The sequence below is a fragment of the Pseudomonas sp. SJZ103 genome, assembly GCF_007828335.1.
Taxonomy (GTDB): domain Bacteria; phylum Pseudomonadota; class Gammaproteobacteria; order Pseudomonadales; family Pseudomonadaceae; genus Aquipseudomonas.
Genome location: NZ_VIUN01000008.1, coordinates 148,956 through 174,469, shown reverse-complemented (window position 1 = coordinate 174,469; position 25,514 = coordinate 148,956). Strand labels below are relative to the sequence as shown.

28 protein-coding genes are annotated in these 25,514 nt (G+C 61.2%); 14 read left to right on the top strand and 14 right to left on the bottom strand.

The features are described from left to right. Positions 1-208: 208 nt before the first annotated feature. Together FBY10_RS18620 and FBY10_RS31525 are read right to left on the bottom strand one after the other, a co-directional pair. Entirely contained in the window at positions 209-1,153 is a 945-nt protein-coding gene (locus FBY10_RS18620) for a sensor domain-containing diguanylate cyclase (protein WP_131700631.1), read from the bottom strand. Between the two features lie 116 nt (positions 1,154-1,269). Next, positions 1,270-1,410 carry a hypothetical protein gene (locus FBY10_RS31525; protein ID WP_167655452.1) on the bottom strand — a complete coding sequence of 47 codons (141 nt, stop codon included), beginning with the start codon at positions 1,408-1,410 and terminating at the stop codon, positions 1,270-1,272. Positions 1,411-1,635: 225 nt separating this feature from the next. On the opposite strand from FBY10_RS31525, the gene FBY10_RS18615 reads away from it, so the two are divergent. From FBY10_RS18615 to FBY10_RS18600, 4 genes are read left to right on the top strand one after another with little or no spacing between them, the layout of a single operon-like run. Further along, complete coding sequence (locus FBY10_RS18615; RefSeq protein ID WP_131700632.1) at positions 1,636-1,947, top strand: YXWGXW repeat-containing protein; 312 nt, start codon at positions 1,636-1,638, stop codon at positions 1,945-1,947. A 31-nt stretch (positions 1,948-1,978) separates the two neighbouring features. After that, on the top strand, positions 1,979-2,557 hold the full coding sequence (locus tag FBY10_RS18610; protein WP_145337264.1) for an RNA polymerase sigma factor: 579 nt from the start codon (positions 1,979-1,981) through the stop codon (positions 2,555-2,557). Further along, positions 2,554-2,979 carry a hypothetical protein gene (locus FBY10_RS18605; RefSeq protein WP_131700634.1) on the top strand — a complete coding sequence of 142 codons (426 nt, stop codon included), beginning with the start codon at positions 2,554-2,556 and terminating at the stop codon, positions 2,977-2,979. Before FBY10_RS18610 ends, FBY10_RS18605 begins: the two co-directional genes overlap by 4 nt. Then, on the top strand, positions 2,976-3,449 hold the full coding sequence (locus tag FBY10_RS18600; RefSeq protein ID WP_145337265.1) for a periplasmic heavy metal sensor: 474 nt from the start codon (positions 2,976-2,978) through the stop codon (positions 3,447-3,449). Before FBY10_RS18605 ends, FBY10_RS18600 begins: the two co-directional genes overlap by 4 nt. A 160-nt stretch (positions 3,450-3,609) precedes the next feature. Here FBY10_RS18600 and FBY10_RS18595 read toward each other — a convergent pair whose 3' ends face one another. Continuing rightward, positions 3,610-3,972 (bottom strand): NUDIX hydrolase, encoded by a 363-nt coding sequence (locus FBY10_RS18595; protein ID WP_131700636.1) that lies wholly within the window; start codon positions 3,970-3,972, stop codon positions 3,610-3,612. Between the two features lie 126 nt (positions 3,973-4,098). Between FBY10_RS18595 and FBY10_RS18590 the strand changes: the two genes are divergently transcribed. Together FBY10_RS18590 and FBY10_RS18585 are read left to right on the top strand one after the other, a co-directional pair. Continuing rightward, positions 4,099-5,079: a Gfo/Idh/MocA family protein gene (locus FBY10_RS18590; RefSeq protein ID WP_131700637.1), complete on the top strand. Its 981-nt coding sequence runs from the start codon at positions 4,099-4,101 to the stop codon at positions 5,077-5,079. Positions 5,080-5,098: 19 nt separating this feature from the next. Next, complete coding sequence (locus FBY10_RS18585; protein WP_145337266.1) at positions 5,099-5,728, top strand: ribonuclease T2; 630 nt, start codon at positions 5,099-5,101, stop codon at positions 5,726-5,728. On the opposite strand, the gene FBY10_RS18580 is transcribed toward FBY10_RS18585, so the two are convergent. Continuing rightward, positions 5,725-6,162 carry an Rrf2 family transcriptional regulator gene (locus FBY10_RS18580; RefSeq protein ID WP_092488675.1) on the bottom strand — a complete coding sequence of 146 codons (438 nt, stop codon included), beginning with the start codon at positions 6,160-6,162 and terminating at the stop codon, positions 5,725-5,727. The two genes, FBY10_RS18585 and FBY10_RS18580, sit on opposite strands and share 4 nt — an antisense overlap. 144 nt (positions 6,163-6,306) lie before the next feature. Between FBY10_RS18580 and FBY10_RS18575 the strand changes: the two genes are divergently transcribed. Both FBY10_RS18575 and FBY10_RS18570 read left to right on the top strand, forming a co-directional pair. After that, entirely contained in the window at positions 6,307-7,191 is an 885-nt protein-coding gene (locus FBY10_RS18575; RefSeq protein ID WP_145337267.1) for an NAD(P)/FAD-dependent oxidoreductase, read from the top strand. Positions 7,192-7,289: 98 nt separating this feature from the next. Next, positions 7,290-7,877: a LysE family translocator gene (locus tag FBY10_RS18570; protein WP_131700640.1), complete on the top strand. Its 588-nt coding sequence runs from the start codon at positions 7,290-7,292 to the stop codon at positions 7,875-7,877. On the opposite strand, the gene FBY10_RS18565 is transcribed toward FBY10_RS18570, so the two are convergent. The 8 genes from FBY10_RS18565 to gloB all read right to left on the bottom strand — a co-directional run bounded on the left by FBY10_RS18565 (position 7,819) and on the right by gloB (position 18,657). Continuing rightward, the gene (locus tag FBY10_RS18565) at positions 7,819-8,706 is read right to left on the bottom strand and encodes an AraC family transcriptional regulator (protein ID WP_145337268.1); all 888 of its coding nucleotides are present in this window, start codon (positions 8,704-8,706) and stop codon (positions 7,819-7,821) included. The two genes, FBY10_RS18570 and FBY10_RS18565, sit on opposite strands and share 59 nt — an antisense overlap. Before the next feature lie 142 nt (positions 8,707-8,848). Further along, the gene (locus tag FBY10_RS18560) at positions 8,849-10,462 is read right to left on the bottom strand and encodes an ABC transporter ATP-binding protein (RefSeq protein WP_145337269.1); all 1,614 of its coding nucleotides are present in this window, start codon (positions 10,460-10,462) and stop codon (positions 8,849-8,851) included. A gap of 1 nt (position 10,463) precedes the next feature. After that, the gene (locus tag FBY10_RS18555; RefSeq protein ID WP_053134921.1) at positions 10,464-11,483 is read right to left on the bottom strand and encodes an ABC transporter permease; all 1,020 of its coding nucleotides are present in this window, start codon (positions 11,481-11,483) and stop codon (positions 10,464-10,466) included. A 1-nt stretch (position 11,484) separates the two neighbouring features. After that, positions 11,485-12,561, bottom strand: coding sequence for a microcin C ABC transporter permease YejB (locus FBY10_RS18550; RefSeq protein WP_027606500.1), 1,077 nt, complete (start codon positions 12,559-12,561; stop codon positions 11,485-11,487). Beyond that, positions 12,562-14,406 (bottom strand): extracellular solute-binding protein, encoded by a 1,845-nt coding sequence (locus FBY10_RS18545; protein ID WP_145337270.1) that lies wholly within the window; start codon positions 14,404-14,406, stop codon positions 12,562-12,564. Further along, positions 14,403-16,232: an extracellular solute-binding protein gene (locus FBY10_RS18540; RefSeq protein WP_131700645.1), complete on the bottom strand. Its 1,830-nt coding sequence runs from the start codon at positions 16,230-16,232 to the stop codon at positions 14,403-14,405. The genes FBY10_RS18545 and FBY10_RS18540 overlap by 4 nt, the downstream gene beginning before the upstream one ends. Positions 16,233-16,381: 149 nt before the next feature. Next, complete coding sequence (locus FBY10_RS18535; protein WP_131700646.1) at positions 16,382-17,791, bottom strand: lytic transglycosylase domain-containing protein; 1,410 nt, start codon at positions 17,789-17,791, stop codon at positions 16,382-16,384. Positions 17,792-17,889: 98 nt separating this feature from the next. After that, complete coding sequence (gene gloB, locus FBY10_RS18530; RefSeq protein WP_145337271.1) at positions 17,890-18,657, bottom strand: hydroxyacylglutathione hydrolase; 768 nt, start codon at positions 18,655-18,657, stop codon at positions 17,890-17,892. Between the two features lie 65 nt (positions 18,658-18,722). Between gloB and FBY10_RS18525 the strand changes: the two genes are divergently transcribed. From FBY10_RS18525 to FBY10_RS18505, 5 genes are all read left to right on the top strand, one after another. Beyond that, positions 18,723-19,481, top strand: coding sequence for a class I SAM-dependent methyltransferase (locus FBY10_RS18525; protein WP_131700648.1), 759 nt, complete (start codon positions 18,723-18,725; stop codon positions 19,479-19,481). 44 nt (positions 19,482-19,525) lie between these two features. Continuing rightward, on the top strand, positions 19,526-19,978 hold the full coding sequence (gene rnhA, locus FBY10_RS18520) for a ribonuclease HI (RefSeq protein ID WP_003173571.1): 453 nt from the start codon (positions 19,526-19,528) through the stop codon (positions 19,976-19,978). A gap of 82 nt (positions 19,979-20,060) precedes the next feature. Then, positions 20,061-20,801, top strand: coding sequence for a DNA polymerase III subunit epsilon (dnaQ, locus tag FBY10_RS18515; RefSeq protein ID WP_167655525.1), 741 nt, complete (start codon positions 20,061-20,063; stop codon positions 20,799-20,801). 86 nt (positions 20,802-20,887) lie between these two features. Beyond that, entirely contained in the window at positions 20,888-23,143 is a 2,256-nt protein-coding gene (locus tag FBY10_RS18510) for an Orn/Lys/Arg decarboxylase N-terminal domain-containing protein (RefSeq protein ID WP_145337272.1), read from the top strand. Between the two features lie 8 nt (positions 23,144-23,151). Next, entirely contained in the window at positions 23,152-23,733 is a 582-nt protein-coding gene (locus tag FBY10_RS18505) for a GNAT family N-acetyltransferase (protein WP_131700651.1), read from the top strand. On the opposite strand, the gene FBY10_RS18500 is transcribed toward FBY10_RS18505, so the two are convergent. Further along, on the bottom strand, positions 23,730-24,623 hold the full coding sequence (locus FBY10_RS18500) for a LysR substrate-binding domain-containing protein (protein ID WP_131700652.1): 894 nt from the start codon (positions 24,621-24,623) through the stop codon (positions 23,730-23,732). The two genes, FBY10_RS18505 and FBY10_RS18500, sit on opposite strands and share 4 nt — an antisense overlap. Before the next feature lie 181 nt (positions 24,624-24,804). Here FBY10_RS18500 and FBY10_RS18495 point away from each other — a divergent pair, with 181 nt between their 5' ends. Continuing rightward, positions 24,805-25,149, top strand: a complete 345-nt coding sequence (locus FBY10_RS18495; RefSeq protein ID WP_131700653.1) for a hypothetical protein — start codon at positions 24,805-24,807, stop codon at positions 25,147-25,149. 63 nt (positions 25,150-25,212) lie between these two features. Here the strand turns inward: FBY10_RS18495 and FBY10_RS18490 are convergent, their stop codons facing one another. Then, positions 25,213-25,449 (bottom strand): hypothetical protein, encoded by a 237-nt coding sequence (locus FBY10_RS18490; protein ID WP_065927911.1) that lies wholly within the window; start codon positions 25,447-25,449, stop codon positions 25,213-25,215. Positions 25,450-25,514: the final 65 nt, after the last annotated feature.

Sequence of the window (25,514 nt, the reverse complement as noted above, 5' to 3'; positions counted from 1 at the left end):
CATATACGTCACTACCTTAAAAAACATGTGGTTATTGAAGGACTTACACCGCTTTTAATCCGACGAAAGGATATAAAATTTTCTTGTTACAGCTTTTTACACTCGTTACTATAGCCGGGCGTTCACCTCCCACGGTTTATGCATTTTTAAATCCCAAGTTTCCATCAGCTACTTGGGATTTTTTTTGCCTGGGATTTACCCCCCGGCGTCAAACTTCACCTTCTGCATACTCCGCACGCATCCGCCCATTGCGTTTGGCCTGGTAAAGCAGCTTGTCGACGTCTTCGACAAAACCCAGCATCGAGCTGTCGGGTTTGACGATGTGCGTACCCACGCCCAGGCTCAGAGTCAGCAGGTTCGATACCGCTGAACAGCCATGTTCGATCTGTTGCTGGCAGATCAGGTGCAGGCAGCGCTGTGCCACCTGTCTGGCCGACGCCGCATCGGTTTCCGGCAGCAACCACACAAACTCCTCACCACCGATACGTGCGATGAAGTCCCGGGGCCGGTTGGCGGCCAGTGACAGGGTACGCGCGACCTGGCGCAGGCACTCGTCGCCCTTGATGTGGCCATAGTGGTCGTTGTACTGCTTGAAAAAATCGATATCCAGGATGATCAACGACAGCGGCAACTGGCTGCGCTGGGCGCTGGCCCATTCGCGCTCGAGCATGGTGTCGAACATGCGCCGGTTGGCGATGCCGGTGAGGCCGTCCTGATAGGAATATTCCTCGAGTTGCTTTTGCAGGCGCACCAGGTGTTCTTCGGTCTTCTTGCGTTCACTGATGTCGAACATAAAGCCAATCAGCGCCTCGACTTCGCCGTCCTTGCGCACTACGTGCACCACGTCGCGAATCCAGACATAGTCGCCGTTCACCGTCAGCGCCCGGTAATCCGCCTCATGGTCCACCCCGGCACGGGATTGCGATACGCAGAAATTCACCACGTATTCGCGGTCGTCCGGGTGCATGCGCGAGACCCAGTCGTCAACGCTGACCCAGCTTTGCGGGGTCCAGCCCAGCAGCGCTTCGATCTGCGGGCCGATATAGCTGAAGGTCATGCTCTGCCAGTCGATACGCCAGGGTATGGCCTTGGTCGACTCCAGCAGTGTCCGGTATACATCGCTGTCGGGCTGGCTCGGAGGGGCAATGCTCATGGTGGACGGCTCGAATGATGGCTAAGTGCCCAGAGCGTCGTGTGATCGACGGTGGGAGTCAAGCGCTTGCCGAGGCAGCAGACGAGAGGTCGAGGGGCGGGCATTGTGGCGGCCCGCTAGCTATTGACAGCATGGCTTGGTGTATCCAGTGCGCCGTAGTAACGCCAGCAGCAATGACGGTGCTCCGGCACGATCACGCAGCCGCTGAGGCAGACGATCAGCAAAGCGGCAACCAGCAGGGTAAGTCGACGGTACATGGTGTTTCCTCTTGGATTGACCTGGGTTAATCCTTCAACGTTGCGGCCTGCCTGAATCCGTCGCGAAGCTTTCAGATATTTCATCAAACCCCGTCATCCTCTGGGCAATACTGCCTTCGAACACTGCCCGAAAATAAATCTGCGCAGCCCGCGACGGATTTTTGCGCACGCGCCGTTCAACCCATCAGCAACCTGCACTTTCGCGTGTTGCATGAAGGAGTTGCCATGAGACCCCTGGCCACATTGCGTTTTGCCTTGCTTGCTCCGCTGGCCCTCGCCGCGTTTGTCAGCACCCCGACTTTTGCCCAGACCGAAATCATCATCCAGCAGGCGCCGCCGCCGCAGCGCGTGGAAATGATCCCGGCCCAGCGCCCCGGTTATGCCTGGGATCCTGGCCACTGGCGTTGGGAAGGGCGCGGTTATGGCTGGGTGCCGGGCCACTGGCAGCCCGTGATGCGTCACGCGCGCTGGGAGCCGGGTCACTGGGAAGCCCATGGGCCGAACTGGTACTGGCGCGAAGGGCATTGGATCCGCTGAACCCTGCCCCTTGGCCCTGAGAACCGCCCGATTGAAAGACCCTGATCCGGACGTCGAGCTGCTGGCGCGTATCGGCAATAACGAACCTGCCGCCGTCAACGAAATGGTGACGCGCAAACTCCCGCGTTTGCTGGCGCTCGCCGGTCGTCTCCTGGGAGACGCCGACGAGGCCAAGGACGTGGCCCAGGAAAGCTTCCTGCGCATCTGGCGCCAGGCCGCCCACTGGCGCAGTGGCGAGGCGCGTTTCGACACCTGGCTGCACCGGGTCGCGCTGAACCTGTGCCACGACCGCTTGCGGCGGCGCAAGGAGCGCCCGTTAAGCGACGCGCAGGCGCTGGAAGTGGCAGACAGCTCGCCATCGCCTGAAGAGCAGCTGGAGACCCAGGACCGCAGTGCACGCATGGCCGCCGCATTGGCGGCCTTGCCCGAACGCCAGCGCGAAGCCATCGTGTTGCAGTACTACCAGGAGCTGTCGAACATCGACGCCGCGGCCCTGATGAATATCAGCGTCGAGGCACTGGAGAGCCTGCTGTCGCGGGCCAGACGCCAGTTGCGCAGCCAACTTGCCGACACACCCGGGCTTGCCCGCCCAGGAAGGGGAAAATCATGACACCCGAACGCTTTGTTTATCTGGCCGACGTCTATGGGGCGGACCTGCGTCGCTGGCCCGAGGCTGAACGGGTAACGGCCCAGGCATTGCTCCGCAGTGGCAATGTGAACGCGCGTAAAGCCTTGCAGCAGGCACGTTGGCTCGACAGCCAGTTGGACAGCCATCAACTTGCATTCCCCGACCCGGCGCTGGTCCGGCAGATACGCCAATCCGCCCCACGCTCATTCTGGTCACGCTATGCCAACTGGTTATCGCCCGCTGGCCTTGTCGGCGTGGGCATTGCCGGCATCGTCACCGGGATGCTGGTGGCGTCCATGAGCGTGCCGCTGCCGATGTTGTCCTCCGAAGTGCTGCCCAGCGTCTTCGATCAAGGCGACGCGGAAGTCGTCTTCAGCGTCAACGCCGAGGAAACCGAACAATGACCGCCAGATCCCTCAAGCCGTGGTTGCTCGTTTCGGTACTGCTCAACGTGTTTTTGATCGGCGGCGTCGGTGGTGGTCTCTACCATTGGATGGCCAACACCCCGCCCGCCGAAGTGGTGGTCAACCCGCACGGCCTGCGCCAGGCGATGGTCAAGTTGCCACCGGAGCGACGCAGGGAGCTGCGCCAACTGCTGCGTCACAATCGCGACGACAGCCAGCCGCTGATCATGGCCGGGCGTGAAGCGCGGTTGGGGGTGATCAAGCAATTGGAAGCGCCGAGCCTGGACCGTGAAGCACTGGTTGCAGAGCTGGCCAAGGCACGGGAGGCCGATATGGCCCTTCGGGCGCTGGTGGACAGCACCCTGGCGCAGTTCGCCAATACCTTACCCCAGGATGAACGGCAGAAGCTGGTAGAGGCCTTGTACATGCGCGGGCAGGCAAAGTCGGCAGGCAACAAACCTCGGTCGTGAGCTGCGAGACCTGAAGTCGTTCGGTTAAGGACGAGCACTGTCCCCGTGGCGAGGGAGCTTGCTCCCGTTGGGGTGCGAAGCGCCCCCAGCGCCTGGTTTGAAAAGACTGCAAAGTGGGCTTGGTAAACAAGGATTAATCGACAGCAGGTCGAGTGCGTATTTACAGGCGGCGTAGAAAGGATTTGACGATATGACGTGTGGCGTCGGTAGTGTCTATATCGTCCACGGCGCCATAAGGGTGCCACTGGCAATCGACAATCTCGTTCAAAGGCCGTGCATCCGCGATATTCACCACCGAGGCTTCAAACACATGGTGCACGGTGTCGCGGGCTTTAAGCTCCTGCAAGTACAGCAACCCGTCCACGTTCAACCCGGTTTCCTCTTCCAGCTCCCGTTCGGCCGCACCGACCGGGCGCTCGTCGCGTTCGACCTTGCCACCCGGCAAGGCCCATTTTGATCTGGCCTTGCGCACGAAGAGGATATGCCCTTCGTGTTCGCAAATGACCGTTGCGCGTATTTTCATCGTCTGTGCCCCGCAGCGGGATGAGTGTCATAAAAGTGTAATGCAATTGTCATGCTAAGTGGTTATGGCGCGCCGCGATGGGGATGTGGATACTGCTCGATTGATGAAAACGGACGAGGAAAACAGATGAGCAGCGTACGTTGGGGCATGATCGGGTGTGGCAGTGTCACTGAGTTGAAGAGTGGACCCGCTTTCTACAAAGCGCCAGGCTCGGCGCTGGTGGCCGTGATGGGGCGGCGCGAGGACGCTGTGCGCGATTATGCGTCACGTCATGGAATTGCCCGTTACTACACCAACGCCCAGGCGTTGATCAACGACCCCGAAGTGGACGCGGTGTACATTGCCACGCCGCCCGACAGCCACCTGGAATACAGCCTGATGGTGGCGGCGGCCGGCAAGCATTGCTGCGTCGAGAAGCCGATGTCGCTGAACGCCGAACAGAGCGCGCTGATGCAGCGCACCTTCGAACGTGCCGGGCTGCACCTGTTTGTTTCCTACTACCGGCGCTCGCTGCCGCGCTTCCAGCAAGTGCGCGCGTGGCTGCAGGAAGGGCGCATCGGCACGTTACGCCACCTGACCTGGACCCTGTGCAAGCCGCCGGCCGCCGAAGATGCCAGCGCCGCCAACTGGCGTACCGACCCGGCCATTGCCGGTGGCGGCTACTTTGCCGACCTGGCCAGCCACGGTTTTGACCTGTTCCAATACCTGGCCGGGGACATCGTCGAGGTCTCGGGCTTTACTGCGCGACAGGCCGGGCACTATGCGGCCGAGGACGCCGTGACGGCCTGCTGGACATTCAGTTCTGGCGCACTGGGCATGGGCTGCTGGAACTTTGTCGCTGATCGCCGGGAGGATCGAGTGGAGTTGATCGGCAGCCGGGGACGTATTCAGTTCTCGGTGTTCGAAGACCAACCGCTGCGCCTGGAGGGCGAAACGCATGAGGTGCTGGAAGTCCCGTGCCACGCACATATCCAATGGCACCACGTACTTGCCATGAACGCGCATATTCGCGGCGAAGCCGAGCACCCGTCGCTGGCGATCGAGGCATTGAAGACCGATCGGATCCTGGACAAGGTGCTGCAACGTAATCCCAATCTGCCTGGATGATGTTTCAAGGAATCGCGGAATGAAATACTGGATGGTCCTGTGGCTGGCACTTGCCACAACGGCAATGGCAGCCCCGCGTAACCAAGGGACGCCTGGGGAGTTTGATTTTTATGTGTTGTCGTTGTCATGGTCGCCGACCTTCTGCCTGACGCACCCGGACAACGAACAGTGTTCGGGCAAGGGCTACGGCTTTGTGCTGCACGGTTTGTGGCCGCAATACGCGCGCGGAGGGTGGCCGGCCTCTTGCGCGCCGCAATCACGGTTGAGCCGCGAAGAGATGGACAAGGGCGCGGCGCTGTTCCCGACGCGCTCGCTGCTCAAGCACGAATGGGCCAAGCACGGCACCTGCAGCGGGCTGGAGCCGCTGGCGTACTTGGAGAAAACCGATACGGCGTTGGGCGTGGTTACCATTCCGCAACAACTGCAACCGTTCAACACGCCGGCGTCGTTGCCGGCCCGCGAGATCGAGGCGCTGTTTCGCGAGAGCAACCCGCGCATGGGCAACCATGGGCTGGCGGTGATCTGCAAAGGCAAGGTGCTGTCGGAGGTGCGTGTGTGCCTGACTAAAGACCTGGCCTTCGCCGGCTGCCCGCGCAATGTGAAAACTCAATGCCGTGATGGCGAAATTCGCATCCCCATGCAGCGCTAAGGCAGCATTGCCACGCGGTAGCGCTCGTCAAAGTCTTCGGCCAACTGCGCCAGGGTGACCTTGCCCAGGCGTTTCAACAGCAGTGCCTGGGCTTGTTCGAAGGCATCCGTGAGCGCTGCATTCACTGCCTGCTCCACCAGGCACTCGGGGTGATCGGTGGACAGGCCGATGGCGAATATCGAGGGCGTGCCCAGGGCGTTGTGAATGTCCAGCAGGGTGATTTCACTCAGTGGTTTGCCCAGGCTCCAGCCGCCCTGATGGCCCTTTTCCGAACGCACATACCCTTTCTCCTTGAGCAGCCCCAGGGTGCGGCGCACCACCACCGGGTTGGTGCCCAGCATCTGCGCGATGGTCTCCGAGGTGGCGCGTTCTTCATGGCGGCCCATATGGATCAGCACGTGGAGCATGCGCGACAGGCGCGTGTCGTTTCTCATCGATCAGCCTTAGGTTGGGTCAGTCGAAAGTATCGTTCGTAACCCGAAAAGTTGCGAGACACTTGACGGTCTATTTTTATGTAACTTATGGTGTGTCGTGAAAGTGCGCGGATAACCCCGTGCACACAACATGGAGTCACTTTCATGATGTACGACGTGATTATCGTGGGCGGCAGCTATGCCGGCCTGTCTGCGGGCCTGCAATTGGCAAGGGCGCGGCGCCAGGTGCTGGTGATCGATGCGGGGCAGCGGCGCAACCGGTTTGCCGCCACCTCCCACGGGTTTCTCGGCCAGGACGGCCAGGCGCCGGAGGTCATTGCGGCCGAAGGGCGCAGCCAGTTGATGGAATATCCGACGGTTACCTGGGTGCAGGGCAGTGCGGTTAAGGTCAACCCACAGGCTGAGGGTTTCAGTGTACGCACCGAACATAGCGGTACGTTTCACGCCAGACGCCTGATCCTCGCCACCGGAGTGGTGGATGAACTGCCGGCGGTCGAAGGCTTGAAAGAGCGCTGGGGGACGCGAGTGTTCCATTGCCCCTACTGCCATGGCTATGAACTTGACCAAGGCCGTATCGGCGTCCTGGCAACCTCACCCCTGGCGATGCACCACGCGCTGATGCTGCCGGACTGGGGCACCACCACCTTGTTCACCAATGGTGTGTTTACCCCGGATGCCGAGCAACAGGCGCAGTTGGATCGACGTGGGGTCAGGGTGGAAAAAGCTGGCGTGCGGCGTATCAGCGGCGAGCGCGCGGACCTGGAATTGCACGATGGCAGGGTGTTCAACCTCGACGGGATCTTCACCATGTCCCGCACGCGCATCGGTCCGTTGGCCGAACAACTGGGCTGTGAATTGGCCGACGGCCCCACCGGGCCTTACCTGCACACCAACGACACTCGCCAGACCTCGGTGCCCGGCGTGTTTGCCTGTGGTGATGCATCCCTCGCCGCCGGGTCCGTGGCGCTGGCTGTGGGCGAGGGCGTACGCGCCGGGGTGGGCGCACATTTCTCGTTGATCAACGCGTGAAGCCATTGCCGCCGCAGGGGCATTTTGTTCAATACCGCTGCGCGCGGGCCTTATACCGTGGAGCCCTGTTTACGCCTCATCATAAAAAGGGAACCGCAATGAGCTTGATCATTTCCATGGCCGCCTTCGCCCTGGCCACGTCCATCACGCCGGGACCGGTCAATGTGGTCGCCCTGAGTTCAGGCGCGCGCTTCGGTTTTGTCGCCAGCCAGAAGCATGTGTTCGGTGCCGCCGTTGGCTTTACCTTGCTGTTGGTACTGATCGGCCTGGGTTTGCACGAGGTGCTGCTGCGCTGGCCCATCCTGACCCAGCTGATCCAGTGGGGCGGGGTGGCTTTCCTGCTGTACATGGCCTGGAAACTGGCGGTGGATGACGGCCGGCTTGACGCGGAGGGCGGCGCGACCGCGCCGTCGATGCTCTACGGCGCGATCATGCAGTGGCTCAACCCCAAGGCCTGGCTGGCCTGCGTGGCGGGGATGGGCTTGTTTGTGGCCGACGGCGACGCGGCGCAGGTCTGGTTGTTTGCCAGCCTCTACCTGGTGATCTGCTACCTGTCCGTGGCGTGCTGGGCCTATGCCGGGACCTTTCTGCGCCGCTACTTGGACAATCCCCACGGCGTGCGCCTGTTCAACCGCTCAATGGCCGCGTTGCTGGTGGCCAGTGTGGGTTATTTGCTGATGGCTTGAGCACCTCGCGGTATTGCCCTGGGGTGGCGGCAAAATGCTGTTTGAAGGTGCGCTGGAAGTGCGCCTGGTCGGCAAATCCCGCAGCGAGGGCCACATCGGCGATCAACTCGCCATTGCGCAGCCGGGTGCGGGCAAACTGGATACGCTGGTTGACCAGGAACGCATGGGGCGTCAGCCCGTAGTACAGCTTGAAGGCGCGGATCAAGTACGACGGCGACAGTTCGGCCGCCAGGCAGATATCTTCGAGTTTCACCGCCTGGGTGCAGTGTTCACGGATGTACTCGGCGGCCCGTTCCAGCTTGTGGTTGACCTCGCGCATTGGTGTGGGTGAAGGGTTCAGGCGCTGCTGGACTTCGCTGAAGTAACTCACCAACGCGCTTTGCTTTTGCAGGAGCTCGGCCTGCTCATTCACCAGCATCCGGTACAACGCCAGCAAGCCGCTGTACAGCAGCGGGTCACGGGTATGCGGCGTATTGAAAGCGCGATAACCCTGGTCGGTGCTGAAGCCCAGTTGGTACTGCAATTCGGTCAGCCAGGGCGTGTCGAGGTAGAGCATGTGATAGGACCATGGCTGATCGTGGATAGGGTTGCAGGCATGCACATCGCCCGGGTTCATCAGTACCACGGTGCCGGCGCTGATCAGGAACGTATCGGCGCCGTAAAGGTAATAGCTGCGCCCGGTGGTGATCGCGCCGATGGAAAAATGCTCATGGGCGTGACGGGTATAAGTGACCTTGCGCCCGTCGGCGATGGTGCGCGCTTCGATGAACGGCAGGCGCTCGTCGCGCCAGAAGCGCGGCGCGGCGGGGCAGGGGGCGGTCAGCGTCATGGGCACGACTCCAGGGCAATCAAGATCAGTAACGGATCGTTGCACAGACCCTGGCGTTTGTGTAGCCGGTGGCTTGGCAGGGGGGGCACGCAGTGATCCGATTGTGCGGCACACCCACGCGGGACGTGGGCGTGCAGATCGCTCAGAGGGGCTCTGGGCACGGCACCAGAAAGGCAGCTTCCAGCAGTTGGCGTGTATACGCATGCTGAGGATCGGCAAAGATCGCCCGCGCATCGCCCTGTTCCACCACCTGCCCCTGCTTAACCACCATCAATTGGTGACTCAGCGCCTTCACCACCGCCAGGTCATGGCTGATAAACAGGTAGGTCAGGTTGTACTTGGTCTGCAGGCTGCGCAGCAATTCCACGACCTGACGTTGTACCGTGCGGTCCAGCGCCGAGGTCGGTTCGTCCAGCAGGATCAGGCGCGGCTTGAGCACCAACGCGCGGGCGATGGCGATGCGTTGGCGTTGGCCGCCGGAGAATTCGTGGGGGTAGCGATGGCGTGACTCAGGGTCCAGGCCGACTTCCTTGAGCGCTGCGATAATCGCTGCTTCCTGCTCGGCTGGCGTGCCCATCTTGTGAATGCGCAGGCCTTCGCCGACGATCTCGCTGACGCACATGCGTGGGCTCAGGCTGCCGAACGGGTCTTGGAACACCACCTGCATTTCCCGGCGCAACGGGCGCACCTGTTGCTGGGTCAGCGTGTCCAACTGCTGGCCTTCGAAACGAATCCCGCCCTTGCTGGCAATCAAGCGCAGGATCGCCAGGCCCAGGGTGGATTTGCCCGAGCCGCTTTCGCCGACGATGCCCAGGGTCTGGCCCTGGGGCAGGCTGAAGTTGATCCCATCCACCGCTTTGACGTAATCGACGGTGTTGCGCAAGAAGCCTTTCTTGATCGGGAACCAGACTTTCAAATCGTCCACTTCCAGCAACGGCGGCCCGACTTCGTTGGTGGCCGGTCCACCACTGGGTTCCGCGGCCAGCAGTTCCTGGGTGTATGGATGCTGGGGCGACTGGAACAGCGTCTCGCACTCGGCCTGTTCGACGATGCAACCTCGTTGCATCACGCAGACGCGGTGAGCAATGCGTCGCACCAGGTTCAAGTCGTGGCTGATCAGCAGCAAGGCCATGCCCAGGCGTGCCTGCAACTCCTTGAGCAACTCCAGGATCTTCAACTGCACGGTGACGTCGAGGGCCGTGGTCGGCTCATCCGCGATCAACAGCTCTGGCTCATTGGCCAGGGCCATGGCGATCATCACCCGCTGGCGCTGGCCGCCCGACAGTTCGTGGGGCAGAGCCTTGAGCCGTTTGTGCGGCTCGGGGATGCCCACCAGCTCCAGCAACTCCAAGGTGCGCCGGGTCGCGACCTTGCCGGTCAGGCCCTTGTGCAGGCCCAGCACTTCGTTGATCTGTTTCTCGATGCAGTGCAGCGGGTTCAACGACGTCATTGGCTCCTGGAAGATCATCGCGATGCGGTTGCCGCGAATATGCCGCAGGGTCTTTTCCTTGAGGGTCAGCAGGTCTTGCCCGGAATAGGTGATGGTGCCGGACGGGTGTCGGGCCAGCGGGTAGGGCAGCAGGCGCAGGATCGAGTGGGCGGTCACCGATTTGCCGGAGCCGCTTTCGCCGACCAGGGCCAGGGTTTCGCCGCGCTTGATATCGAAGCTGACGTTGTTGACCACGCGGTGGTGATGCTCGCCCGTGACGAACTCGACGGAGAGGTCGCGGATTTCGATCAGATTGTCCTGATTCATCTCATTTCCTCGGGTCAAAGGCATCGCGAGCGGACTCGCCGATAAACACCAGCAAGCTCAACATGATCGCCAGCACGGCAAACGCGCTCATGCCCAGCCATGGTGCCTGCAGGTTGGATTTGCCCTGGGCCACCAGTTCCCCCAGCGAGGGCGAACCGGCCGGCAGGCCAAAGCCGAGGAAATCCAGGGCGGTCAGGGTGCCGATGGCGCCGGTGAGGATGAACGGCATGAAGGTCATGGTCGAGACCATGGCATTGGGCAGGATGTGGCGGAACATGATCGCGCCGTTCTGCATCCCCAGTGCCCGGGCCGCGCGCACGTATTCGAGGTTACGCCCGCGCAGGAACTCGGCGCGCACCACGTCCACCAGGCTCATCCAGGAAAACAGCAGCATGATCCCCAGCAGCCACCAGAAGTTCGGCTGCACGAAGCTGGCGAGGATGATCAGCAGGTACAGTACCGGCAAGCCGGACCAGATTTCCAGGAAGCGCTGTCCGGCCAGGTCGACCCAACCGCCATAGAAGCCCTGCAAGGCCCCGGCGATCACGCCGATGATCGAGCTGAGCACGGTCAACGTCAGGGCAAACAGCACCGACACTCGGAAGCCGTAGATCACCCGCGCCAGCACATCGCGGCCCTGGTCGTCAGTGCCCAGCAGGTTGACGCTCGAAGGCGGCGCGGGGGCCGGTACCTTCAGGTCGTAGTTGATGCTCTGGTAGCTGAACGGGATCGGCGCCCACAAGGTCCAGGCGTCCTTGGCCTTGAGCAGTTCCTGGATATACGGGCTCTTGTAGTTGGCTTCCAGCGGGAACTCGCCGCCGAAGGTGGTTTCCGGGTAGCGCTTGAGGGCCGGGAAATACCAGTCGCCGTCGTAGTGCACCGCCAGTGGCTTGTCGTTGGCGATCAGCTCCGCGCCCAGGCTCAGCCCGAACAGGATCAGGAACAGCCACAGCGACCACCAGCCACGCTTGTTGGCCTTGAACCGCTCGAACCGGCGGCGATTGAGGGGGGACAGGTTCATCTCAATGCTCCCGGCTGGCGAAGTCGATACGCGGATCGACCAGGGTGTAGGTGAGGTCGCCGATCAGTTTCACCACCAGCCCCAGCAGGGTGAAAATGAACAGTGTGCCGAACACCACCGGGTAGTCGCGGTTGATCGCCGCTTCAAAGCTCATCAGGCCCAGGCCGTCGAGGGAGAAGATCACTTCCACCAGCAACGAGCCGGTGAAGAAAATCCCGATGAACGCCGACGGGAACCCGGCGATCACCAGCAGCATCGCGTTACGGAACACATGGCCGTAGAGCACGCGGTGGTTGGTCAGGCCCTTGGCCTTGGCGGTGATCACGTATTGCTTGTTGATCTCGTCGAGAAAGCTGTTCTTGGTCAGCAGCGTCATGGTCGCGAAGTTGCCGATCACCAGCGCGGTGATGGGCAACGCCAGGTGCCAGAAGTAATCGAGCACCTTGCCGCCCCAGCTCAACTCATCGAAGTTGTTGGACGTGAGCCCGCGCAAGGGGAACCAGTCAAAATAACTGCCGCCGGCAAACACCACGATCAGCAGGATCGCAAACAGGAACGCCGGGATCGCATAACCGACGATGATTGCCGAACTGGTCCACACATCGAAATGGCTGCCATGTCGGGTGGCCTTGGCGATCCCCAGTGGGATCGACACCAGGTACATGATCAGCGTGCTCCATAACCCCAGGGAGATCGATACCGGCATCTTTTCCTTGATCAGGTCGATGACCTTGGCGTCACGGAAGAAACTGTCGCCGAAATCCAGCCGGGCGTAGTTCTTGACCATGATCCACAAGCGTTCCGGCGCCGATTTGTCGAAGCCGTACATCTTTTCGATTTCCTTGATCAGCGCCGGGTCCAGGCCCTGGGCGCCGCGATAGCTGCTGGAACCGGCCACCGAGACTTCGGCGCCGCCACCGGCAATACGGCTGGTAGCGCCCTCAAAGCCTTCGAGCTTGGCGATCATCTGCTCCACCGGGCCACCGGGGGCGGCCTGGATGATGATGAAGTTGATCAGCAGGATCCCGAACAGCGTCGGGATGATCAGCAACAGGCGGCGAACAATATAGGCCAGCATTTAATCGCCTCCGCTCGCCGCATCGGCGCTGGTATTTGTGTTCGCGTCTGAGGTGACGGCAGATTTTACGTTGGGTTTTGCCCACCAGGTGGCGGTGCCCACGTCATAGCGCGGCGGGGTTTTCGGATGGCCGAGGTGGTCCCAGTACGCCACGCGGAAGGTCTTGATGTGCCAATTGGGGATCACGTAGTAGCCGAACTGCAGCACACGGTCCAGGGCCCTGGCATGGGCGATCAGGCTTTTGCGCGAGTCGGCGTCGATCAGTTCTTCCACCAGTTGGTCGACTGCCGGGTCCTTGAGGCCCATGTAGTTGCGGCTGCCAGGTTTGTCGGCGCTGGAAGACTTCCAGAACTCCCGTTGTTCGTTACCCGGCGAAGTGGACTGCGGGAAGCTGCCCACCATCATGTCGAAGTCCCGGGAACGCACACGGTTGACGAACTGCGAGACGTCCACCCGGCGGATCACCAGGTCGATGCCCAGGTCCGCCAGATTGCGCTTGAAGGGCAGCAGGATGCGCTCGAACTCGGTCTGGGCCAGCAGGAACTCGATGGTCACCGGTTTGCCTGTGGTGTCGACCATCTTGTCGTCAACGATGCGCCAGCCGGCCTCCTGCAGCAGTTGGTAGGCCTCGCGTTGCTGGGCGCGGATCATGCCGCTGCCGTCGGTTTTGGCCGGCTCGAAGGCCTGGGTGAAGACTTCGGCCGGGATTCTGTCGCGCAGGGGTTCGAGGATTTTCAGCTCATCCGGGCCGGGCAGGCCGGTGGCGGCCATTTCGGAGTTTTCGAAGTAACTGCGGGTGCGGGTGTAGGCGCCGTTGAACAGCTGTTTGTTGCTCCATTCGAAGTCCAGCAACAGGCTGATGGCCTTGCGCACGCGCACGTCCTGGAACATCGGCTTGCGTGTATTGAACACAAAACCTTGCATGCCGGTGGGGTTGCCGTTGGGAATTTCTTCCTTGATCAACCGGCCCTCGGTTACGGCCGGAATGTTGTAGGCGTTGGCCCAGTTCTTGGCGCTGAATTCCAGCCAGTAGTCGAACTGCCCGGCCTTCAAGGCTTCCAGGGACACGGTGCTGTCGCGGTAGTAGTCGGTGATGCGGTTATCGAAATTGTAGAAACCCTTGGTGATCGGCAGGTCCTTGGCCCAGTAGTCCTTGACCCGCTCGTAGCGGATCATGCGCCCGGCCTTGACCTCGGCCACCTTGTACGGCCCGCTGCCCAGGGGCACTTCCAGGTTGCCCTTGGCAAAGTCCCGCGTGGCCCACCAATGCTTGGGCAGCACCGGCAGTTGCCCGAGGATCAGAGGCAATTCGCGGTTGTTGGTGCGCTTGAACTTGAACAGCACCCGCAGGGGGGCTTCGGCGATCACTTCATCGACATCGGCGTAGTAGGTGCGGTAGATCGGCGAGCCTTCCTTGATCAGTTCCTGGAAGGTGAACACCACGTCTTCGGCACGGATCGGGTGGCCGTCGTGGAAACGCGCCTCGGGGCGCAGGTAGAAACGCACCCAGCTGTTGTCCGGGGCTTTTTCGATCTTGCCGGCGACCAGGCCATACTCGGTGATGGGTTCGTCCAGGCTCTGCATGGCCAGGGTGTCGTAGATCAGGCTGACATTGTCGGCGGGCACGCCCTTGCTGATAAACGGGTTGAGGCTGTCGAAGCCGCCCATGCTCGACTCGCGGAAAGTGCCGCCCTTGGGCGCATCCGGGTTGACGTAGTCGAAGTGCTTGAAGTCGGCGGGGTATTTCGGCGGCTCGTTGTACAGCGTCAGTGCGTGTTGCGGGGCGGCGTGGGCCGTGGTGCACAGCAACAGGCTGCCGAGCAGTACGTTGCGCAAATACATCATTGGGCTTTCTCCGAAGCTTTCAGCCACCACGCGCTCAGGCCCAGGCTGTAGGGCGGCGTGGCGACGAAGGCGAACCGGTTGCGGTACGCCAGGCGATGATAGTTGAGGTACCAGTTGGGAATGCTGTAGTGCTGCCACAGCAGCACCCGGTCCAGGGCGCGGCCGGCAGCCAGTTGTTCTTCGCGGGTCTGGGCCGCCAGGAGTTGTTCCAGCAGGTGATCGACAATGGGGTTGGCGATGCCCGCATAGTTCTTGCTGCCCTTGATCGCGGCCTGACTGGAGTGGAAGTACTGCCACTGCTCCAGGCCGGGGCTCAAGGTCTGGTTGAGGGTGATCAGGATCATGTCGAAGTCGAATTGATCCAGGCGTTGCTTGTACTGGGCGCGGTCGACGGTGCGTAGGCGTGCGTCGATGCCGATGCTGATCAGGTTCTCGACATAGGGCTGCAGGATGCGCTCCAGGTTCGGGTTGACCAGCAGTATCTCGAAGCGCAGCGGTTGCCCGTCCTTGTTGAGCAGGCGTTGGTCCGACAACTTCCACCCGGCTTCGCCCAGCAGCGCCAGGGCACGGCGCAGGGTTTCACGGGGGATGCCGCGCCCATCGGTCTGGGGCAGGCTGAAGGCTTGGGTAAACAGGTTGGGCGGCAGCTGTTCGCGGTACGGGGAGAGCATCAGCCATTCATGGCCGGTTGGAACACCGGTAGCGGCGAATTCGCTGTTGGGGTAGTAGCTGAGCGTGCGTTTGTAGGCGCTGCTGAACAGGGTGCGGTTGGTCCACTCGAAGTCGAACATCAGCCCCAGGGCTTCACGCACCTTGGTCTGACTGAAGGTTGGCCGGCGCGTGTTCATGAACAGGCCCTGGCTCTGGGTCGGGATCTGGTGGGCGATCTGCGCCTTGATCACCTCTCCACGGTTGATCGCTGGGAAATTGTAGCCATTGGCCCAGTTCTTGGCCTGGTGCTCGATGTAAATGTCGAACTCGCCGGCCTTGAACGCTTCGAAGGCTACGTCGCTGTCGCGGTAGAACTCCACCTCGACCTTGTCGTAGTTATAGAAGCCCTGGTTGACCGGCAAGTCTTTGCCCCAGTAATCCTTGACCCGTTCAAACACCAACTGGCGTCCAGGGGTGACCTTGCTGATGCGGTACGGCCCGCTGCCCAGGGGCGGTTCGAAGGTGGTCGCCTTGAAGTCGCGGTTTTTCCAATAGTGTTGGGGCAATACCGGCAACTCGCCCAGGCGCAGGATCAGCAACGGGTTGCCGGCGCGCTTGAACACAAAGCGGATGCGATGACGGTTGAGGATGTCCACCCGCGCCACTTCCTGCAGGTTGGTGCGGTACTGCGGGTGGCCTTCGGTCAGCAGGGTGCGATAGGAAAACGCCACGTCATACGCGGTGATCGGCTTGCCATCGTGAAAGCGCGCTTCCGGGCGCAGGTTGAACACCACCCAACTGCGGTCCTCGCTGTATTCCACTGACTGGGCAATCAGCCCATAGCTGGAAGTCGGTTCATCGCCGGACGGCGCGTACTGACCGGTGCCGACCATCAACGGCTCGTTCAGCTCATTGACGCCGTATTGCAGGAAGTTGGGGGTGGAAACCGGGCTTGAGCCCTTGAACGTATAGGGGTTGAGGGTATCGAAGGTGCCAAATGCCATGACCCGCAAGGTCCCGCCTTTCGGCGCTGCAGGGTTTACCCAATCGAAGTGGGTGAATTTGGCCGGGTACTTGAGCGTGCCGAACTGCGTATAACCGTGGCTCTCGGTTATCGTCGCGTTCGCACCAAAGCTCAAGGCCAGACTTATTAGTAGAAGGAGGGGACGCTTCAAGTCAGGGATCCGATCCAGGCGGCTTGGGCTTTATGATCGGTACAGTAACAGCTTGTTCCGGCTGGAAAAAGCCGGTTGGGAGCACTGTAGATCCAATGTGGGAGGGGGCAAGCCTCCTCCCACATTGGATCTACAGTGTTCTTGAAACCTTAGCGCGGCCCGGAAACCACCAGCATCTGCCCCGGCTTCAGCGCCTGGCCAGTACGCGGGTTCCAACGCTTGAGATGCTGCATCTCGACGTTGAAGCGCTTGGCGACGATGTACAGCGAATCGCCTTTCTTGACCTTGTACTGCACCGGCTTCTTGCTACTGGCCACTGCGCGGCGTGTGTCCTGCATCACCAGGGTCTGGCCGACCTTGAGGGCTTGGCCGTTGAGCTTGTTCCAGCGCTGCAGGTCATGTACGTCGACCTTGTTTGCCTTGGCGATCAGCGTGAGGTTGTCGCCACTGCGCACCTTGTAGTTGCGGGTCCGTCCGGCCACCCGTGCGGTCTCAACTTCGTCGAAAACCTGTTTCTTCGGACGCATCGCCAGCAATTCTTCAGGCTTCATCGTCGAAAGGGTGCTGGTGAGCAATTGCGCCTTGGAACTTGGCACCAGCAGGTGTTGCGGGCCATCCAGGGTGGTACGTTGCTTGAGCGCCGGGTTGAGCTGGAACAGTTCGTCTTCGTCGATCTCGGCCAGCGCGGCAACCCGGGACAGATCCATGCTTTGCTTGACTTCAACCACTTCGAAGTACGGCGTGTTGGCAATCGGGTTCAGGTTGACGCCGTAAGCTTCGGGTGCCAGCACCACCTGGGACAGCGCCAGGAACTTGGGCACGTAGTCTTTGGTTTCCTGGGGCAGGGGCAGGTTCCAGTAGTCGGTGGGCAGGCCGAGCTTCTCGTTGCGCTCGATGGCCCGGCTTACCGTGCCTTCGCCGGCGTTATAGGCGGCCAGGGCCAGCAACCAGTCGCCGTTGAACATATCGTGCAGACGGGTCAGATAGTCCAGGGCGGCGGTGGTGGAGGCGGTGATGTCGCGGCGGCCGTCGTAGGCGCGGGTCTGGCGCAGGTTGAAGTAGCGCCCGGTGGAGGGGATGAACTGCCACAGGCCGACGGCATCGCTGCGCGAATAGGCCATCGGGTTGTAGGCACTTTCGATCACTGGCAGCAGCGCCAGCTCCAGGGGCATGTTGCGTTCTTCAAGGCGCTCGACGATGTAATGGATGTAGAGGCTGCCGCGTTCACCGGCGTTCTCCAGGAAGGACGGGTTGCTGGCGAACCACAGGCGCTGTTGCTCGATACGCGGGTTGACGCCCACGTTGTCCTGCAATTGAAAGCCCCGGCGCATGCGTTCCCAGACGTCCTGGGGCACTTCTGGAGCAGGTTTCTCTGAAAGCCAGATGACGGGTTTCTGTTTGATCTTGGCGGCAAGGTTGGGCTTGGGTTGCACGGTGGATTGTGCGGCGAAATTGGTCGATTGGCAGCCCGCCAGCGTGGCGGACACAGCCACCGCCACAGCTTGAGCCAGGCGGGTCAATGCGTCTGAATGGTTGGATTTACGAATAGATGACGACATTGGCTGGAAGTAAGTTCCGGGCAAAAATGTCGGGCGATTCTAGAAAGCACTTGGGTTCCGGTCAACCGTTCAGAAATTACGTATCAGATTGCATCCCTTTAGAACTTATCTTTCCATGCCCTCAAGCTAGCAAATACCTCGGCCCCAGAGCGGTTGTCACGGCCATTCCGTTCGTCCGCTTTTTGTTTAACAGATGTTTCAGAGGTACGCAGGAAGGGGTTGGTACGCTTTTCCAGGGCCAGGTTGGAAGGCAGCGTTATCTCGCCGCGGGCCCGCAGTTGACGGACGTTTTCCACCCGTTCGGAGATGTCGGCATTCTGCGGTTCCACCGCCTGGGCAAACTTGAGGTTACTTTGTGTGTATTCGTGGGTGCAGTACACCAGGGTGTCGGCGGGCAGGGCGGCCAGGCGCTCGAGGGAGGTGTGCATCTGCTCCGGCGTGCCCTCGAACAGGCGGCCACAGCCGGCGGCGAACAGGGTGTCGCCACAGAACAGAACGCCCTGGTGGTAGAAGGCGATATGGCCCAGGGTGTGGCCGGGCACGGCATAGACGTCGAAGTCCCAGCCCAGCACGCTGATGCGGTCGTTATCCTGCAGGGCGGTGTCCCGCGCCGGGATCGGCTCGTTGGCCGGACCGTACACCTTGGCGTCAGTCACACGCTTGAGTTGCTCGACACCCCCGACATGATCGTGGTGATGGTGGGTAATCAGGATGTCGCTGAGGGTCCACGTCGGGTTTTGCTTGAGCCAGGCCAGTACCGGCGTGGCATCGCCGGGATCGACCACGGCGCAACGTTGGGTTTGCTGGTCCTGCAACAACCAGATGTAGTTGTCGGTGAAGGCGGGCAGGGCACTGATCTGTATCATTCTTCGATTCGCCAAGCTGAACACATTGGTGCATCTTAGAACGTCTAGGCGAGTTGGAGAATGCAATGACTGATAAAGCGTTCGCCCAGGCCGATCCTGAGTGGCTGGCCCTGATCGGCGCAGCCCGTGAATGGCTGTCCGGGCCCATCGGGCAATTTCTGCTGGATGAAGAACGGCGCATGCTCGAAGACGAGTTGGGCCGTTTCTTTGGCGGCTACCTGGTGCATTACGGCCCTTCGGCCCAGACCCCGCCCGCCGCGCCCCAGGTGCAACGCAATGTGCGCCTGGGCGCGCCGTTGCCGGGGGTGGAGATTGTGTGCGAGGAGCAGGCCTGGCCGTTGAGCGAGCACGCCGCCGATGTGGTGGTGTTGCAGCATGGCCTGGATTTCTGCCTGTCGCCCCACGGTCTGTTGCGTGAAGCGGCGAGCAGTGTGCGCCCTGGTGGCCATTTGCTGATTGTCGGCATCAACCCTTGGAGCAGTTGGGGGCTGCGGCATGTGTTCGCCCATGATGGCCTGCGCCAGGCGCGCTGCATCTCGCCCTCACGGGTCGGGGACTGGCTGAACCTGCTGGGCTTCGCACTGGAGAAACGCCGCTTCGGGTGCTATCGTCCGCCGCTTGCCTCGGCCAAGTGGCAAGGCCGCCTGGCCGGCTGGGAACGCCGCGCAGGGGCGTGGCAGCTGTCGGGGGGCGGCTTCTATTTATTGGTGGCGCGCAAGATCGTGGTCGGCCTGCGGCCGGTGCGCCAGGTGCTGCGCCAGCCCATGGGCAAACTGGTGCCGATGCCGATGGCCAAGGTCAACCGCAACCAAAGCGAACCGTAGAACTTTTTTGATTTCAGACCTGCCTGTTTTGATGGATGTAACCGATGACCGATAGCGTAGAACTCTTCACCGATGGCGCCTGCAAGGGCAACCCCGGCCCCGGCGGCTGGGGCGCCTTGCTGGTGTGCAAGGGCGTAGAGAAGGAGTTGTGGGGCGGCGAAGCCAACACCACCAACAACCGCATGGAACTGATGGGCGCCATTCGCGGCCTGGAAGAACTCAAGCGCCGCTGCAACGTGCTGCTGGTCACCGACTCGCAATACGTGATGAAAGGCATCAACGAGTGGATGGTCAACTGGAAGAAGCGCGGCTGGAAGACCGCGGCGAAGGAACCGGTCAAGAATGCCGACCTATGGCAATTGCTCGATGAGCAATGCAACCGCCATGACATCACCTGGAAATGGGTGCGCGGGCACATCGGCCATCCGGGTAACGAGCGCGCCGACCAGCTTGCCAATAGAGGTGTGGACGAAGTGCGGGGCTACAAGCAGAGCTGATGTTGGCTGACGTGTTAACATCGCGCCCCTTGACTCACACCACACTGCACACCAAACCGTTGAGAGCTGAACCCTGATGGCCATCCGATCTGTTGTACTCGATACCGAAACCACCGGCATGCCGGTGACCGACGGCCACCGGATCATTGAAATCGGCTGTGTCGAACTCATGGGTCGGCGCCTCACCGGTCGTCACTTCCACGTCTACCTGCAACCGGACCGTGACAGTGACGAAGGCGCCATCGGCGTCCACGGCATCACCGACGAGTTCCTCAAGGGCAAGCCGCGTTTCGCCGAAGTGGCCGATGAGTTCTTCGAATTCATCAACGGCGCCCAGTTGATCATCCATAACGCGGCGTTCGACGTCGGCTTCATCAATAACGAATTTGCCCTGATGGGGCAGATGGATCGCGCGGACATTTCCCAGCACTGCTCGATCCTCGACACTTTGATGATGGCCCGTGAGCGTCACCCGGGCCAGCGCAACAGCCTCGATGCCTTGTGCAAGCGTTATGGCGTCGACAACTCCGGCCGTGAACTCCACGGCGCCTTGCTCGACTCCGAGATTCTCGCCGACGTTTACCTGACCATGACCGGCGGGCAGACCAGCTTGTCCCTGGCGGGAAACGCCTCCGATGGTGCCGGCTCGGCGGAAGGCTCAGGCAACCGCCCTTCGGAAATCCGTCGCCTGCCGGCGGATCGCAAGCCCTCCACCATTATCCGTGCCAGCGAGCAGGATCTGGCCGAGCATGCGGCGCGGTTGGAGGCTATTGCCAAGTCGGCGGGTGCGCCGGCGTTGTGGACCCAACTGACCCACAGTTGATCTCCATTGCTTTCAGAATCTTCATTCGCGTCATCGTCCCCGAGCTTCTACCCTTGAGTGCATAGCCCTCAGGACGACAAGCACTCATGTACAAAGACCTGAAGTTTCCCGTGCTTATCGTGCACCGCGACATCAAGGCCGACACCGTTGCCGGTGACCGGGTTCGCGGCATCGCCCGAGAGTTGGAACAAGAGGGCTTCAGTATCTTTTCTGCCGTGGACTACGCCGAAGGCCGGTTGGTGGCGTCGACCCATCACGGCCTGGCGTGCATGCTGATTGCCGCCGAAGGCGCCGGTGAGAATACCCACCTGCTGCAAAATATGGTCGAGCTGATCCGCCTGGCCCGCCTGCGGGCGCCGAACCTGCCGATCTTTGCCCTGGGCGAGCAGGTCACCCTGGAGAACGCCCCGGCCGATGCCATGAGTGAACTCAACCAACTGCGTGGCATTCTCTACCTGTTCGAAGACACCGTGCCGTTTCTCGCCCGCCAAGTGGCCCGTGCTGCCCGCACTTACCTGGATGGCCTGCTGCCGCCATTCTTCAAGGCCCTCGTGCAACACACGGCAGACTCCAACTATTCCTGGCACACCCCCGGACACGGCGGTGGCGTGGCCTATCGCAAAAGCCCGGTGGGGCAGGCGTTTCATCAGTTCTTCGGAGAAAACACCCTGCGCTCGGACTTGTCGGTCTCGGTGCCCGAACTGGGTTCGCTGCTCGATCACACCGGGCCCCTGGCTGAAGCCGAGGCCCGTGCGGCGCGTAACTTCGGGGCTGACCATACCTTCTTCGTGATCAATGGCACGTCCACCGCCAACAAGATCGTCTGGCATTCCATGGTCGGGCGCGATGACCTGGTGCTGGTGGACCGCAACTGCCACAAGTCGGTGTTGCACTCGATCATCATGACCGGTGCCATCCCGCTGTACCTGTGCCCGGAACGCAATGAGCTGGGCATCATCGGTCCGATTCCCCTGAGCGAATTCAGCCCCGAATCGATCCGCGCCAAGATCGACGCCAGCCCCTTGACCCGTGGCCGGCTACCCAAGGTAAAGCTGGCCGTGGTCACCAACTCCACCTACGACGGCCTGTGCTACAACGCCGAGCTGATCAAGCAGCAATTGGGCAACAGTGTCGAGGTGCTGCACTTCGACGAAGCCTGGTACGCCTACGCGGCCTTCCACGAGTTCTTTACCGGGCGCTACGGCATGGGCACCTCGCGCACCCCGGACAGCCCACTGGTGTTCACCACTCACTCTACCCACAAGCTGCTGGCGGCGTTCAGCCAGGCCTCGATGATCCATGTGCAGGACGGTGGCGCGCGCCAACTGGACCGCGACCGTTTCAATGAAGCCTTCATGATGCATATCTCCACCTCGCCGCAATACAGCATCATCGCCTCGCTGGACGTGGCCTCGGCGATGATGGAAGGCCCGGCCGGGCGCTCGCTGCTGCAGGAAATGTTCGACGAGGCCCTGAGTTTTCGCCGCGCCCTGGCCAACCTGCGCCAACACATCGCCGCCGAAGACTGGTGGTTCTCCATCTGGCAGCCGCCGTCGGTGGCGGGCATCGACCTAGTCGCCACGGCGGATTGGCTGCTGCAGCCGCAGGATGACTGGCACGGCTTCGGTGATGTTGCCGAAGACTACGTGCTGCTGGACCCGATCAAAGTAACCCTGGTAATGCCCGGCCTCACTGCCGGTGGCGCCTTGAGCGAGTGCGGTATTCCCGCCGCGGTGGTCAGTAAATTCCTCTGGGAGCGCGGGCTGGTGGTGGAAAAGACCGGGCTGTATTCGTTCCTCGTGTTTTTTTCCATGGGCATCACCAAGGGCAAATGGAGTACCTTGCTCACCGAGTTGCTGGAGTTCAAGCGCAGTTACGACGCGAATGTCAGCCTCGCCAGTTGTTTGCCATCGGTGTTTGCCCAGGGCCCGGCCCGTTATCAGGGCTTGGGTTTGCGCGACTTGTGCGACCAATTGCACAGCTGTTACCGCAGCAACGCCACCGCCAAGCACCTCAAGCGCATGTACACGGTGTTGCCGGAAATCGCGATGAAACCGGCCGACGCCTATGACCAATTGGTAAGGGGCGAAGTGGAGGCAGTCTCCATTGATGCCTTGCCAGGACGCATTGCAGCCGTGATGCTGGTGCCTTATCCGCCGGGCATTCCGTTGATCATGCCGGGCGAGCGCTTTACCGAGTCGACCCGGTCGATCATTGACTACCTGGCGTTTGCCCGGACGTTCGATAGCAGTTTTCCCGGTTTTGTTGCCGATGTTCATGGGTTACAACACGAAGATGACGGCAGTGGTCGTTGTTACACCGTCGATTGCATCAAGGGTTAAGGATGTTTATGCAAGCTGTAATGAACCCGAAGTATCCAGGGCTCAGTGTGCGGGTCGCCGATGAAGGCTTTGATGCCTACGTGTGGGGCAATGATTTCAGCTTTGAGGTCAACGCCTATGGCGTGCCGGAGATGGGCAGGCGAGTCGATCAATGGCCCGTGGAGCGCATCGTGCCGTACCGCAAGTGTTATGGCATCGACCCGGAAGAGTTCGCCAGTTTCCGCGACGCACCAGACAGTGCGATCTTCATGGCCTACCTGGATGATCGTGCGGTCGGGCATATCGTGGTCAGTACCAATTGGAATGGCTTTGCCCACGTTGATGAACTGGCGGTGGCCTTGCCTGCCCGGCGGCATGGGGTGGCCAAGTCGCTGCTGGATGTGGCGCAGTTCTGGAGCCGCAAGAAAAACCTGCCGGGCATGATGCTGGAAACCCAGAACAACAACCTGGGCGCCTGCCGTCTGTATGAGCGTTGCGGCTACGTGATGGGCGGGATCGACCACCTGCGCTATCGCGGCATTGACCCGCAAACACGCGAGGTGGCGATTTTCTGGTATCGGTTGTTCAAGACCGACGCCGAGCGGTTTTAACTCGCCAGCAGGCCTTGGGCCTTTTGCGTGACAATCTCCAGCAGCGCATTCAGCGCAGGTGAGGTCACGCCATCCTTGAGTGTCAGCGCATACAGGCTGACCATGATCGGCGGTGACACCGGGCACGCATCCAGACCCGCTTCGCGCGCGCCAAACGCAGTGAACGGGTCAACAATCGCCAGGCCTTCGCCGGCTTCCACCATGCTGCGCATCATCTGGTAGGTCTGCACCCGCGTCTGCACCACCGGCAGCGGGCGCAGGGCCTGGAGCTTGGCGTCCAGCAGGCGGCTGAGCGGGTCGTGTCCTTCGAGCCCGATCATCGACTGTCCGGCCAGGTCTTGCAGCGCAATGTACTTCTGCTTGGGCTTGAGCCAGCCGTGGGGTGCAAGCAGTTGCAATTTGCCTTGGGCCAGCACCGTGCTATGGATTTGCGGGTGTTCCGGGTCGTACAGGCTCAAGCCGACGTCGGCTTCGTGCAGCAGCAGGCTGCGGACGATTTCCCGGGTCGGCTGGCTCGACAGGTTGCACGGTGTGTCCTGAAAGCGTCGGCGCAGCAGCGCAATGCTCTGGGGCAGCAGCTGATTGGCCAGTGGCGGCGTGCACAAGGCGCGCAAGGTGGGGGCGTGATGGTGTTTCAGGCGGCTGGCCAGGCGTTGCACCGGTTCCAGGGCTTCGTACACGTGGGCAATTTCTGCCTGCAGCTCCAGGGTTTCCCGTGTCGCCTGCAAACGCCCGCGCACACTGGCAAACAGCATGAAACCCAATTGCTGCTCGGCATCCTTGAGTGCCGCGTCTACATCGCCCACGGGTAGCTGCAACCATTCGGCGGCGGTGCCGAGGTGTCCGGTCTGCAGGATGGCTTGAATCACTTCGAGATGACGTAAACGCATGGCCGGAGTCTATGTGCAGCGCGGAGGGGATTCAATGGCGCAGGCCATCGTGCGCAAAAAAGACGGTGTGGGTCGTGTATGTCGCTGGCGTTCAGCCAGGACCTCACTAGAATGGCTCGTCTGATCATCAACGACCAATGCCGGTTACCGGCACATACAACAAAAACAGGTCTGGTCTCATATGCCTCTACCCTCGACATTTCTCGGGGTAACGGTCAAGCAACTGCTGGTCCTGGTGACCGTAGGCTGCGTGGCTGCTTATCTCTTCAGCAATCACGATGAATCAACCCCGGAAAACCTCGAACTCGAAGCGTTCATCCTTTCCCAGGAACAGGTAGTCGAGCACATCGGCACGGTGCTGGGTATGACGCTGGTCAAGCAGGTGGTGGCGTACCCTGGCTACAATGCACCGGGTTATAAACGCTTGATGTACGAGGTGGAAGGCGAGCGGGGCAGGTTGATGGTGACGCTCAAGCAGGTGGACGGCGGGCAGGGACCTGAATTGACGGAGATTCGCAGCCCGTGATCGCCCAGCCCAGTCAATGCCGTCAATGGCCAGGACTGAGCAGGCACGCCTGGGCGATCAATCTTATGAGGCGAGGACGGTTTGCGATTCGCGGACGATAATGGTCCCCGACTGGATCAGTTTGAACTCATCGCCTTCCAGTTTTTCTACACGGTCGCCAATGGCCAGCTTGTAGGTGGTGGTGGGTGCCGAGCCAGCCAGGTCGCCTTGCGCCGGGTTGGATTCCTGGAACTCATGCACCGAATACACGCGTCCTTCTGCGTCTCTGGCATGAAACTGTCCGACTAATACTGCTGCCATCTGTTTAGAACCTCTGGAGATAAACACTCGATATGCGGTTGTGTAGACCGTCATAAAGAGAGGGA